Genomic DNA, 12,442 nt, shown 5'->3' with positions numbered 1-12,442 from the left:
AGCCCGCGGCCGCCAAGGGAAAACGTTAGGAGAAACGCGTGAAGTTAAAGAAGCTCGCCCATTTTATCGCCCTGATGGGAGCGGTCAGCCCGGCCATCGCACAGAACGTGCAGATTTCCGGCCCTGTCCAGCGTGTCGAAATTACCGGCAGTAGCATCAAGCGCATCGCCAAGGAAGGCGCGCTGCCGGTCGAGATCATCACCGCCAGGCAGCTGGAAGACCAGGGTATCGTCACCGCCGAGCAGCTGATCGCGACGCTGAACGTCAACGGCAACGGCTCGGACAACCTGGCTTCGAACGCCGACGTCACCTCGGGCGCACAGCGCGGCAACAACGGCGCTTCGTCGGCCAACCTGCGCGGCCAGGGCGCGGATTCGACCCTGGTGCTGCTGAACGGCCGCCGCGTGGCGACCCACGGCATGAAGGGCTCGGCGGTCGACCTGAACTCGATCCCGATGGCGGCGGTGGATCGCGTCGAGGTGCTGAAGGACGGCGCTTCCGCAATCTACGGCACCGACGCGATCGGCGGCGTGATCAACTTCATCCTGAAAAAGGACTACAAGGGCCTGGAAGCCCAGGCCTTCGTCGACGTCACCGAGGCGGGCGGCAGCGAGATCGGCCGCGCGTCCCTCACCGGCGGCTGGGGCGACCTGCAGAAAGACGGCTGGAACGTGCTGGCCACCGTCGCGCACAGCCAGAACAAGGCCCTGCGCGGCGACCAGCGCGACTTCGTCAACACCTTCCAGCCGGACCGCGGCGTGTCGGTGGACACGCGCGGTACGCCGAGCGGCAACGTGTTCGCCACCACCGTCGGCCCGTCGCTGCTGTCGCGCACCGGCACCGGCCCGACCATCCCGGGCGGCGGCACCACCACCTATAACGGCATCAGCATCCTCGACCTGCCGGGCGGCGCCGGCTGCACCAGCATCGACGGCATGGGCCCGTACGACGAGAAGCTGTGGAACAGCGCCGGCGCCGCCTACGGCTGCGCCTGGGACACCGGCCGCGCGGCCGTGCTGCAGCAGCCGGTCAAGAGCAGCAATGCGCTGGCGCGCGCCACCTTCCAGTCGGGCGACCACCAGTTCTTCATCGAAGGCGTGGGCTCGAACGTCGAAGTGGCCAAGCGCTTCTCGCCGAACCAGATCTCGCCGGGCACCACGACCTTCCCGGCCAGCTCCTTCTATCCGCGCACCGGCGCGGCCTATGACACCGTGTACAACGCGCTGGTCAAGGTGTTCCCGAGCATCGCCGCCAACTACGGCCTGCCGATCGCCTACCGCTGGCGCTGCATGGAGTGCGGCAACCGTGAGATCGTGACCGAATCGAAGGCCGCGCGCCTGCTGATCGGCGCCGACGGCCCGGTCAACCTGTTCGGCCGCAGCTTCGACTACCGCGTCGGCGCTTCGCGCGCCTTCAGCGAGTCGGAGTCGCTGCTGGGCACCGGCTACAACTACACCGTCGCCCTGGCCAACGCCCTGGGCAGCGGCAAGATCAACCCCTTCCTGCTGCCGGGCCAGACCCAGTCGCAGGAAGCGCTCGACCTGATCAAGAGCACCTCGGCCGCCGGCGTCACCCTGTACGGCGGCAAGACCATCCTGACCCAGGTCGACGGCGCCCTGTCGGGCGAGCTGTTCAACCTGCCGGCCGGCGCCGTGATGGGCGCGCTCGGTTTCGACCTGCGCCGCGAAGAGTACAAGTTCAACGGCGACAAGCGTGCCTCGGCCGCCCGTCCGGCGATCCTGAACGCACCCTTCGACGACCCGAATGCGCTGGACGGCGTGCACCGCGACATCAAGGCGATCTACGCCGAACTGCTGGTGCCGGTCACCAAGGACCTGGAAGTGACGCTGGCCGTCCGCCGCGACCACTACAGCGGCATCGGCAGCACCACCAATCCGAAGGTCTCGTTCCGTTACCAGCCGATCCCGCAGCTGCTGTTCCGCGGTTCGTACAACGAAGGCTTCCGCGCCCCGTCGTTCAACCAGCTGTTCAACGGCATCACCGAGTCGCCGTACGCCGGCAAGGACCTGGTCGACCCGGCCAAGTGCCCGACCGGCCTGGTCGACGCGACCAAGCCTGGCTGCGAATCGATCACCCCGAACATCTTCACCGGCGGCAAGAGCGACCTGGGTCCGGAAACCGCGAAGCAGGGCACCGTCGGCGTCGTGATCGAGCCGTTCAACTGGTTCTCGGCCAACGCCGACCTGTGGGAGATCCGCAAGCAGAACACCATCGATTCGTTCAGCACCGCGACCATGGTGGCGAACTACAACCTGTTCTCGGAGCGTTTCATCCGCGACGCGGCGGGCAACGTCGCCTTCATCGACCAGCGCTGGGTCAACGCCGGCGAGCGCACCACCCGCGGCCTCGAGCTGGGCGCCCGCTTCAACGGCAAGTTCAGCACCGGTTCGCAGTGGACCCTGGGCATTGACGGTTCGCGCCTGCTCGAGAAGAAGTCGCGCGCCACCACCAATGCCGAATTCGGCAAGAGCGAAGTGGGCCGCTTCACCTTCACCGGCGACCTGGGCCTGAAGTGGAAGCACAGCGCCTACGCGACCTACAAGTACGGCAACTGGAGCACCATGCTGCAGAACATCTACCGTGCCGGCTACAATGACCAGGTGCTGCCGGGCGTGGCCAACGGCCTGGTGAAGCCGTCGAACTACAACCCGAAAGTGGACGCCTACTCGGTCTTCCACCTGACGACGACCTACACCGGCATCAAGAACGTGACGCTGACCGCGGGTATCAAGAACCTGCTGGACGAAGATCCACCGTTCGCGATCACCTACGACAGCAACACCGGTGCCGGCAGCTCGTGGGAACCGCGCGTGGCCGACCCGCGTGGCCGTTCGTTCACCCTGCGGGCGACCTACAAGTTCTTCTAAGTTGATCGCTTCAGGCGGCCCGCTGTCGACGGAGGCTTCGGCCTCCGCGGCGCGGGCCGTTTTCATTGGATAGCCAGCTCCGCATGACGCTCAGTCGACGCGGCTTCGGCACCCTTGCCGCCGCCGCTATTTCCACTCCCGGCCTTGCCGCCGCCGCACCCGCGCGCGCCGCCAGGCGCCTCATCAAACCCCCGCGCCTGCGTCCCGGCGACCTGGTCGGCCTGATCGCCCCCGGCGGCTACGCCAGCGACAGCACGATCGAAAAATCCGTGCGCAACATCGAAGCACTGGGCCTGCGCGTAAAAGTGGGTACTTACCTGCATGCCGTGCACGGCAACTACGCCGGCTCGGTCCAGCAGCGCCTGGCCGATTTGCACGCCATGTTCGGCGACCCGGAAGTGAAGATGATCTGGCCGGTGCGCGGCGGCTCCGGCTGCATCTCGCTGCTGTCCGGCCTGGACTACGCCCTCATTCGCCGCAACCCGAAGATCCTGCTCGGCTACTCCGACATCACGGCGCTGCACCTGGCCATCCACAACAAGACCGGCCTGGTGAGCTTCCATGGCCCGGTGGCCTCGTCCACGCTGGCCGATTACCCGCGCGAGCACATGTTGGCGGTGCTGTGCGATCCGCGCGCCACGTACACGATCCCGATGGCGCCGGAGAACGTCCTGAAGGCGCAAACCCAGCCGCATTTCGGCATCCGCACCCTGACCTCGGGCGTGGCCAGCGGCCCGCTCCTGGGCGGCAACCTGTCGATCGTGGCGGCGCTGTGCGGCACGCCCTATGCGGCCGATTTTCGCGGCGCCCTGCTGTTCCTGGAAGAGGTGGACGAGGCGCCCTACCGCCTGGACCGCTGGATGACCCAGCTCGATCTTGCATTCGGCTTCGCCAGTGCGGCCGGCGTCATGGTCGGCGTCTGCGAGGACTGCGCACCCGAGGAGGGCAAGCGTTCGCTGACCCTCGACCAGGCTTTCGACCAGCACCTCAAGCCCTTGACCGTCCCGGCGGTGACCGGGTATTCGATCGGCCATATCCGCCACCAGTTCACGGTGCCGATCGGGGTGCGCGCCACGCTCGATACCGCGGCGCGGACCGTTACCCTGCTCGAACCGGCCGTTTCCTGAAGCAGGCCTACAGCCTGATGCTCATCGACACTTCGCCGACCGATGCGCCACCGATGCGGTAGCGGTCGGGTACTTCGCTGGTGACGTGGAAACCCATACGCGCATACAGCGCACGGGCCTTGTGGTTCTGGGCCAGCACCTCGAGGTCGACCCATTCGAACGGCGGGGTGGCGCGGGCCCAGGCCAGCGCGGTCTGCACCAGCCGGGTACCCAGTCCTGCACTGCGCAGGTCGCGGCGCACGCCCATGCCGAGCAGGACGCGGTGCGGCGCCGTCGCCTCGCGGCCACGCAGGTCGATGTGGCCGGCGATGGCGCCGGCTTCATCCAGCGCGATCCAGACGTGGCGCCAGCCCGGCTGGCCTACCGGCGTCGCCATGCCGGCCGCGAAGCGCTCGCGCATGGCGGCCGGCACGCCGTCCGTGGTCGGCGCCATCGGCTGGAACAGCAAGCCGTCGCGGCCGTTCTCCGCCAGCTGTTCGCCCAGGTAGGCGAACAGCGCCGGCAGGTCGTCCGAGGCCGCAGGGCGGATGCCGATCACAGCGCGCGCGCGATCAGGATCTTCTGGATGTCGCTGGTGCCTTCGTAGATCTGGCACACGCGCACGTCGCGGTAGATGCGCTCGACCGGGAAGTCGGCCACGTAGCCGTAGCCGCCGAACACCTGCATGGCGCTGGACACCACGCGCTCGGCCATCTCGGAGGCGAACAGCTTGGCCATCGCGGCTTCCTTCAGGCAGGGCAGGCCCGCGTCCTTCATGGATGCCGCGTGCAGGATCAGCTGGCGCGCGGCCTCGATCTGCATCGCCATCTCGGCCAGGCGGAACTGCACCGCCTGGTGCTCGAAGATCGGCTTGCCGAAGCTCTCGCGGTCCTTTGCATAGGCCAGCGCCGCCTCGTAGGCCGCGCGCGCCATGCCGACCGACTGCGAGGCGATGCCGATGCGGCCGCCCTCGAGGCCCGACAGGGCGATCTTGTAGCCCATGCCTTCCTCGCCGATCAGGTTGGCGGCCGGCACGCGGCAGTTGTCGAACACGATCTGCGCCGTGTCCGAGGAGTGCTGGCCCATCTTCTCTTCAATGCCGGCGACGATGTAGCCGGGGGTGTCGGTCGGCACCCAGAAGGCGCTGATGCCCTTCTTTCCGGCCGCCTTGTTGGTGACCGCCATGACGATGGCGACGTCGCCGTACTTGCCGCTGGTGATGAACTGCTTGCTGCCGTTGATGACGTAGTCGTCACCGTCGCGGACGGCCGTGGTGCGCAGCGCCGAGGCGTCGCTGCCGGTGTGCGGTTCGGTGAGGGCGAAAGCGCCCAGCATCTCGCCCTGGGCCAGCGGGCGCAGGAAGCGTTCCTTCTGCTCCTCGTTCGCATACATCATGGCGATCGAGCACACCGGGCAGTTGTTGACCGAGATGATGGTCGAGGTGCCGCCGTCGCCGGCCGCGATCTCTTCCAGCACCAGCGCCAGCGACACGTAGTCGAGGCCCGCGCCGCCGTACTGCTCCGGCACCGCGACGCCGAAGGCGCCCAAGCCGGCCAGTTCCTTCAGTTCTTCCTTGGGGAAGTAACGTTCGCGGTCCCAGCGTGCGGCGTTGGGGGCCAGGCGCTCCTGCGCATAGCTGCGCAGGGCGTCGCGGATCATCTGGTGTTCTTCGCTCAGAATCATGGTGTCTCGTTATTTGTTATGCGTTGTGGTTTACCACGGGATCGGCGTGCCGTCGCGGTCGAGGAAGGCGCCGTTGCTGGACTTGTCCAGCTGCGCCAGGGTGGCGCGCAGCTCGCGCACGCTCTGTTCGGGCGTGAGGGTGGCGCCGGCGCCGCCCATGTCGGTCTGGACCCAGCCCGGGTGGAAGGACACGCAGGTCGCTCCCTGCGCGCCGTAGGTGATGGCGGCATCGGCCAGCACCGAGTTGAGCGCGGCCTTGCTGGCGCGGTACAGCGTGGCTTCGGTCGCGTTGCGTGCGCCGATCGAGCCCATCTTGGAAGACAGCACGGCCAGCTTGCCGCCCCGGGTCGCCACCAGCGGGCCGATGATCGGGAGCAGGCGCATCGCCGCCAGCACGTTGGTGTGCATGACGGTATCGAACTCCGGGCCGGTCGGGAAGCCAGAGCCCGACGGGCCATAGACGCCCGCCACCAGCCAGGCCACGTCGACCTGTTCATCGTCGAGCCGCCAGCCCAGCGCGGCGATCGAATCGGCGCTGGTGACGTCGAGCTGGTGGGCGGTCGCGCCCATCCCGGTCAGCTCGTCGCAGTCTTCCTGCTTGCGGGCGGTGGCGATCACGCGCCAGCCGTCTTCGCGGTACTGGCGCACCATTTCGTGGCCGATGCCGCGCGAGGCGCCGAGGATCAGTACAGTGGGCATGGCAGGCTCCCTTATCTACATGTTGTGGTTACACCAGCTCGATCGCCATCGCGGTCGCTTCGCCGCCGCCGATGCACAGCGAGGCCACGCCGCGCTTGCCGCCGGTGCGCTTCAGTGCGCCCAGCAGGGTGACGATGATGCGCGCGCCCGAGGCGCCGATCGGGTGGCCCAGGGCGCAGGCGCCGCCGTGGATGTTAACCTTGCTGTGCGGGATGTCGAGCTCGCGCATGGCGGCCATCGGCACCGCGGCGAAGGCTTCGTTGATCTCGAACAGGTCGACGTCGCCCGCAGTCCAGCCGGTTTTCTTGAACAGCTTCTGCATCGCGCCGATCGGGGCGGTGGTGAACAGGTTCGGTTCCTGCGCATGGGTGGCGTGGCCGAGGACGCGGGCGATCGGCGTCAGGCCCAGTTCCCTGGCCTTCGATTCGCGCATCATGACCAGGGCGGCGGCGCCGTCATTGATCGACGAGGACGAGGCGGCGGTCACGGTGCCGTCCTTCTTGAATGCCGGCTTGAGCGACGGGATCTTGTCGACCTTGGCCTTCATCGGGCCTTCGTCCTTTTCGACCAGCAGTTCGCCGGTGCGGGTGGCCACCGAGACCGGCGCCACTTCCCAGTTGAACCAGCCTTCGTTGTTGGCGGCCTGGGCGCGCTTGACCGATTCGATCGCGAAGTTGTCCTGTTCTTCGCGGGTGAACTGGTAAGTGGCCACGCACTCTTCGGCGAAGGTGCCCATCGAGCGGCCTTCGCCGGTCTTCTCGTTGCGCGAGTAGGCGTCTTCCAGGCCGTCGAGCATCATGTGGTCGAACATCGGCGCATGGCCGATGCGGTAGCCGCCGCGCGCCTTCGGGATCAGGTAGGGGGCGTTGGTCATCGATTCCATGCCGCCCGCGACGACCACGTCGGCGCTGCCGGCCACCAGCTGGTCATGGGCGAAGATCGCGGCCTGCATGGCCGAACCGCACATCTTGGACAGGGTCACGGCGCCGGTCGACAGCGGCAGGCCGGCCTTGATCAGGGCCTGGCGCGCCGGGGCCTGGCCCTGGCCGGCCATCAGGCAGTTACCGAAGTAGACGTGCTCGACGCTGTTGGCGTCGACGCCGGCGCGCTCCACCGCGGCCTTGATCGCCACCGCGCCGAGGTCGCTCGCCGACTTCGACGAAAAATCGCCCTGGAAGGCGCCCATCGGGGTACGGGCGGCGCCGACGATAACGACTGGATCATTCATTGTGTAGGTTCTCCAAAATGGGTGGGGTTGTCCGGTTGCAGAATCGGATCTGCTGGGGGTAAGGGAACACGTCCTCGATGACGCCTTCCAGGATGCGGTCCTTGTGGGATTGCCAATACGCGCGGGTCAGGAGCTCCGCGTGGTGCTTCATAAAGTAGTGCCGGATGTTCGGATTTCCAAGAAGGAAACGGCCAAATTGTTCCGGGAAGACGTCGTGCCTGCCGATCGGGTACCAGGGTTCCGAAGCCATCTCGTCCTCTTCGTTGCGCGCTTCCGGAATGTCGCGGAAGTTGCAGTCGCTGAGGTAGTCGATTTCGTCGTAATCGTAGAACACGACGCGGCCATGGCGGGTGACGCCGAAATTCTTGTACAGCATATCGCCGGGGAAGATATTCGCGGCGACCAGGTCCTTGATCGCATTGCCGTATTCGCGCACGCCATGCTCGATGCGCTCCTCGTCGCCCGCCGCCTGGGCCTCGGACAGGTAGATATTCAGCGGCACCATGCGGCGTTCGATGTAGAGGTGGCGCACGATGATGCGCTCGCCTTCGATCTCGACCAGCGAAGGCGCGTGCTGCCGCAGTTCGGCCAGAAGCTCTTCGGAGAAGCGCGCCAGCGGGAAGGCGACGTCGGAATACTCGAGGGTGTCGGCCATGCGCCCGACCCGGTCGTGGTGCTTCACCAGCAGGTATTTTTCCTTGACCTGGGCGCGCGTGGTGTCCTTCGGCGGCGGATAGAAGTCCTTGATTACCTTGAACACGTAGGGGAAGGACGGTAGCTCGAACACCAGCATCACCAGGCCGCGGATGCCGGGCGCGATGCGGAACAGGTCGGAACTGTGCTTCAGGTGCTGCAGGAAGTCGCGGTAGAACAGGGTCTTGCCCTGCTTCTGCAGGCCCAGCACCGTGTAGATCTCGCTGCGCGGCTTGCGCGGCATCAGGCTGCGCAAAAAACCCACGTAGGCCGAAGGCACTTCCATGTCCACCAAAAAGTAGGCGCGCGTGAAGCTGAACAGCAGGGTGATGTGGTAGACGTCGGTCAGCACCGTGTCCAGCACCAGCTGGCCCTGGCGGTCATGCAGCACCGGGATCACGAAGGGATAGTCGCGCGGGCCGTTGATGGCACGGCCCACGATGTAGGCGGCCTTGTTGCGGAAGAAGGGGCTCGAGAGCACCTGCAGCTGCAGGTTCGGTTCCGCGCTCGCCAGGCCGAAGGCCTCGCTCAGGCGCCCCTCGACGCTGGCGACATCGCGGTCGAGGTCGGCGAAGGGCAGGTCGAACTGGAAGTTGGTGACCACCCGGCGCAGGGCCATGCGCAGGCCGTCCGCCGCGGGGTAATACACGCGGTAGGTCGGCAGCGGCTCCTCGGTCTCGATGTACTCGGTGGAGATCACCGGGCGCACGAAGATGTAGTCGTTATGGTAGTAGCTGCGGTGCAGGATGATGCAGCTGACCGAGTTGAAGAAGGTTTCGGCCAGTTCCGGCTGCTTGTGGCCGGACAGCAGGCCGATGTAATGCAGCTTGGTTTCGCGCCAGACCGGGTCGAGGAGTTCTTCGGGCGCGTAGTCGTCCTGGAGGGCGTGGACGCATTCCTGCACGCGCTGGTCGTAGTAATCGATGCGCTCGCGCGCGGCTTGCTGGGCGGTGGCCCAGTCGGCGGTCTCGAAATAGCGCCGGGCCTGCTGGCTGGCCTGGCGGAACAGGCGGTAATGCTTGTCGAAGCCGTCCAGGATGGTGCGCGCGATGTCGAATGCGATCTGGGAAGACAGCAGTTTGGGGAACGCTTGCTGGGTCATCGTTCGTCTCGCGCGCAGTCCAGGTGAGTGGACATTCTAGTGCAAGGCGGGGCGGACGCTCGCCGCCCGCCCCACGCTCTTACATCGTCTCGCCGAACAGCTCGCGGCCGATCAGCATGCGGCGGATCTCGCTGGTGCCGGCGCCGATCTCGTACAGCTTGGCGTCGCGCCACAGGCGGCCGACCGGGTACTCGTTGATGTAGCCGTTGCCGCCCAGGGTCTGGATCGCTTCGCCGGCCATCCAGGTCGCCTTCTCGGCGCTGTACAGGATGGCGCCGGCGGCGTCCTTGCGCAGGGCGCGCACCTGTTCCGGCGCGGTCGCGCGGTCGCAGGCCTGGCCCACGGCGTAGACGTAGGCGCGGCAAGCCATCATGGTCGAGTACATGTCGGCGATCTTGCCCTGCATGAGCTGGAATTCGCCGATCGCCTGGCCGAACTGCTTGCGCTCGTGGATGTAAGGCACCACCGAATCCATGCAGGCCGACATGATGCCCAGCGGACCGCCCGACAGCACGGTGCGCTCGAAGTCCAGGCCCGACATCAGGACGTTGACGCCCTTGCCGACGCCGCCCAGCACGTTCTCGACCGGCACTTCGCAGTCCTGGAACACCAGTTCGCCGGTGTGCGAGCCGCGCATGCCCAGCTTGTCGAGCTTCTGGGCGATCGAGAAGCCTTTGAAACCCTTCTCGATCAGGAAGGCGGTCATGCCGCGCGGACCGGCTTCGAGGTCGGTCTTGGCGTACACCACCAGGGTGTCGGCATCCGGACCGTTGGTGATCCACATCTTGGTGCCGTTCAGGACGTAGCGGTCGCCCTTCAGCTCGGCCTTCAGCTTCATGCTGACGACGTCGGAACCGGCGTTCGGCTCGGACATGGCCAGCGCGCCCACGTGCTCGCCCGAGATCAGCTTCGGCAGGTACTTGCGCTTCTGCTCTTCGCTGCCGTTGCGCTTGATCTGGTTGACGCACAGGTTCGAGTGGGCGCCGTAGGACAGGCCGACCGAGGCCGAGGCGCGCGAGATTTCTTCCATGGCGACGATGTGCGCCAGGTAGCCCATGTTGGCGCCGCCGTATTCCTCGCCGACGGTGATGCCCAGCAGGCCGAGTTCGCCCATCTTCTTCCACAGGTCCATCGGGAACTGGTCGCTACGGTCGATCTCCGCGGCGCGCGGTGCGATTTCGGCTGCCGCGAACTGTTGTACGGCTTCGCGCAGCGCGGCGATGTCTTCGCCATGGTCAAAGGTCAGGCCTGGGAGATGCAGCATGTCGTCCTCACGGTGAACGGTGGTGGTTGGGCAGAATCAAGGGTGAATCATACTCGCCTCTTACGTTAACGTAAACGTCAACTAAAGGGCATGAAAAAGCCGGGTAGCATGCCCGGCACCTATTCAGGCGGCGTCCTGGCGCGCGCTGTTTTCCGCCAGCAGGCGGCGGCATTCTTCCTCATGGGCGGAAATTTCTTCCAGTGCCATCTCGATGTCGGCACGCTGTTGTTCCAGGGTCACGCGCTGGTGGGCCAGCACCCCGAGGAAGCGGTCGATCTGGGCGACGGTGTCGCGCGGCGACTCGTACATGTCGATGATGCTCTTGATTTCCGACAGAGTCAGGCCGAGGCGCTTGCCGCGCAGGGTCAGTTTCAGGCGGGTGCGGTCGCGCGGCGTGTAGACGCGGTTGCGTCCGCCCACGCCTTCGCGCTTGGGACTGAGCAAGCCCTGGTCTTCATAGAAGCGGATCGCGCGGGCGGTGATGTCGAATTCGCGGGCCAGTTCGGCGATGGTGTAAGTGACCATGGTGCTATGAGGTAAAGAAAAGCCTGGGCAAGGGAAGCAAAACCCGGAATCGCTTACAATCGATGTCGGCGCATTTCCGTTTACGTTAACGTTAATGGTATTGTAGCGCGCCAGCTTGTCGACGAACACGAAAGTTTTCCATGAATCCGCTCGAAGCCCAGCTCCACTATCCCCTTGGCGACACCATCCCGGCGCCGGGCATGGTCCAGGAACTGGCGCCGGGCCTGGCCTGGATCCGCATGCCGCTGCCCTTCGCGCTCGACCACATCAATCTGTGGCTGCTGCGCGACGAGCAGGAGGGACGGGCCGGCTGGAGCGTGGTCGACTGCGGCGCCGGTACCGACGCCACCCGCGCCGCCTGGGAACAGGTGCTGGCCGGCGGCCTGCAAGGCGCGCCGCTGCTGCGCGTGTTCGCCACCCATTGCCATCCCGACCACGTCGGCCTGTCCGGCTGGCTCGCCAGCCGCTTCGATGCGCCTTTCGTGACGACGGCCGGCGAGTTCGCCTTCGCCCGCATGATGGCGGCGGCGCTGCCGGGCGTCGATGGCCCCTCGGCCCTGCCTCACTTCGAGCGTCATGGCTTGGTGGATCCGGCCATGCTGGAACAGATGCGCAGCCGCCGCAATTACTATCCCTCGCTGGTGCCGGCCGTGCCGGAAGCCTATACCCGCCTGCAGGACGGCGACCTGGTCGAGGCCGGCGGCAGGCAGTGGCGTGTGATCACCGGTTTCGGCCACTCGCCCGAGCACGCTTCCCTGTATTGCGAGGAACTGAATGTGCTGATTTCCGGCGACATGGTCTTGCCGCGCATCTCGACCAACGTGTCCGTCTTCGCTGTCGAGCCGGAAGGCAACCCGCTCGCGCTGTATTTGCAGTCGCTGAAAAAGTTCACAAACTTGCCTGAAGACACACTTGTCCTGCCCTCACATGGCAAGCCTTTCCGAGGCTTGCATACCCGGATTGCCCAACTGCATGATCACCATGCGGCGCGTCTGGCCGAAGTGCTTGCGGCCTGCACCGAGCCCCGCTCCGCAGTCGATATCGTGCCCCTGATGTTCCGCCGCCAGCTCGACGCCCACCAGCTCAGTTTCGCTCTGGGGGAGGCCTTGGCCCACCTGCACAAATTGTGGCGGGACGGGATGCTTCGCCGCACCAGGCACAGCGACGGCATCATCCGCTTCCAGCTGGCCTGAGTCGGCTTTCCCCGCAGGCTGGGGCTTACCAGCCATGCATATTTGTTGCGCGCAATCGTGC

10 protein-coding genes are annotated in these 12,442 nt (G+C 66.2%); 3 read left to right on the top strand and 7 right to left on the bottom strand.

Annotation, left to right across the window (positions count from 1 at the left end):
• Positions 1 to 38 precede the first annotated feature (38 nt).
• Together AC56LK_RS12885 and AC56LK_RS12880 are read left to right on the top strand one after the other, a co-directional pair.
• Positions 39 to 2,888: a TonB-dependent receptor domain-containing protein gene (locus tag AC56LK_RS12885; RefSeq protein WP_497184902.1), complete on the top strand. Its 2,850-nt coding sequence runs from the start codon at positions 39 to 41 to the stop codon at positions 2,886 to 2,888.
• Between the two features lie 83 nt (positions 2,889 to 2,971).
• A complete protein-coding gene (locus AC56LK_RS12880) occupies positions 2,972 to 4,015 on the top strand; it encodes a S66 peptidase family protein (protein WP_497184901.1) in 1,044 nt (347 codons plus the stop codon).
• Between the two features lie 7 nt (positions 4,016 to 4,022).
• Here the strand turns inward: AC56LK_RS12880 and AC56LK_RS12875 are convergent, their stop codons facing one another.
• The 7 genes from AC56LK_RS12875 to AC56LK_RS12845 all read right to left on the bottom strand — a co-directional run bounded on the left by AC56LK_RS12875 (position 4,023) and on the right by AC56LK_RS12845 (position 11,188).
• On the bottom strand, positions 4,023 to 4,553 hold the full coding sequence (locus AC56LK_RS12875; protein WP_497184900.1) for a GNAT family N-acetyltransferase: 531 nt from the start codon (positions 4,551 to 4,553) through the stop codon (positions 4,023 to 4,025).
• Complete coding sequence (locus AC56LK_RS12870) at positions 4,550 to 5,677, bottom strand: acyl-CoA dehydrogenase family protein (protein ID WP_497184899.1); 1,128 nt, start codon at positions 5,675 to 5,677, stop codon at positions 4,550 to 4,552. The genes AC56LK_RS12875 and AC56LK_RS12870 overlap by 4 nt, the downstream gene beginning before the upstream one ends.
• 30 nt (positions 5,678 to 5,707) lie before the next feature.
• Positions 5,708 to 6,376 (bottom strand): SDR family oxidoreductase, encoded by a 669-nt coding sequence (locus AC56LK_RS12865; protein WP_497184898.1) that lies wholly within the window; start codon positions 6,374 to 6,376, stop codon positions 5,708 to 5,710.
• 28 nt (positions 6,377 to 6,404) lie between these two features.
• The gene (locus AC56LK_RS12860; RefSeq protein WP_497184897.1) at positions 6,405 to 7,604 is read right to left on the bottom strand and encodes an acetyl-CoA C-acyltransferase; all 1,200 of its coding nucleotides are present in this window, start codon (positions 7,602 to 7,604) and stop codon (positions 6,405 to 6,407) included.
• Positions 7,597 to 9,399, bottom strand: a complete 1,803-nt coding sequence (aceK, locus tag AC56LK_RS12855) for a bifunctional isocitrate dehydrogenase kinase/phosphatase (RefSeq protein WP_497184896.1) — start codon at positions 9,397 to 9,399, stop codon at positions 7,597 to 7,599. The genes AC56LK_RS12860 and aceK overlap by 8 nt, the downstream gene beginning before the upstream one ends.
• Positions 9,400 to 9,478: 79 nt before the next feature.
• Positions 9,479 to 10,663: an isovaleryl-CoA dehydrogenase gene (locus tag AC56LK_RS12850; RefSeq protein WP_497184895.1), complete on the bottom strand. Its 1,185-nt coding sequence runs from the start codon at positions 10,661 to 10,663 to the stop codon at positions 9,479 to 9,481.
• Positions 10,664 to 10,786: 123 nt separating this feature from the next.
• Positions 10,787 to 11,188 carry a MerR family transcriptional regulator gene (locus AC56LK_RS12845; RefSeq protein WP_497184894.1) on the bottom strand — a complete coding sequence of 134 codons (402 nt, stop codon included), beginning with the start codon at positions 11,186 to 11,188 and terminating at the stop codon, positions 10,787 to 10,789.
• A 140-nt stretch (positions 11,189 to 11,328) separates the two neighbouring features.
• On the opposite strand from AC56LK_RS12845, the gene AC56LK_RS12840 reads away from it, so the two are divergent.
• Entirely contained in the window at positions 11,329 to 12,381 is a 1,053-nt protein-coding gene (locus tag AC56LK_RS12840) for an MBL fold metallo-hydrolase (RefSeq protein ID WP_497184893.1), read from the top strand.
• The last annotated feature ends 61 nt before the right edge of the window (positions 12,382 to 12,442 follow it).

The organism is Telluria sp. ZB4P36, from assembly GCF_059685865.1.
This window is presented reverse-complemented; position numbering and strand designations above follow the sequence as displayed.

Coding starts and splice junctions, on each gene's coding strand:
- AC56LK_RS12880 (WP_497184901.1), top strand. CDS start 2,972: ATGACGCTCAGTCGACGCGGCTTCGGCACCCTTGCCGCCGCCGCTATT.
- AC56LK_RS12870 (WP_497184899.1), bottom strand. CDS start 5,677: ATGATTCTGAGCGAAGAACACCAGATGATCCGCGACGCCCTGCGCAGC.
- AC56LK_RS12865 (WP_497184898.1), bottom strand. CDS start 6,376: ATGCCCACTGTACTGATCCTCGGCGCCTCGCGCGGCATCGGCCACGAA.
- AC56LK_RS12860 (WP_497184897.1), bottom strand. CDS start 7,604: ATGAATGATCCAGTCGTTATCGTCGGCGCCGCCCGTACCCCGATGGGC.
- aceK (WP_497184896.1), bottom strand. CDS start 9,399: ATGACCCAGCAAGCGTTCCCCAAACTGCTGTCTTCCCAGATCGCATTC.
- AC56LK_RS12850 (WP_497184895.1), bottom strand. CDS start 10,663: ATGCTGCATCTCCCAGGCCTGACCTTTGACCATGGCGAAGACATCGCC.
- AC56LK_RS12845 (WP_497184894.1), bottom strand. CDS start 11,188: ATGGTCACTTACACCATCGCCGAACTGGCCCGCGAATTCGACATCACC.
- AC56LK_RS12840 (WP_497184893.1), top strand. CDS start 11,329: ATGAATCCGCTCGAAGCCCAGCTCCACTATCCCCTTGGCGACACCATC.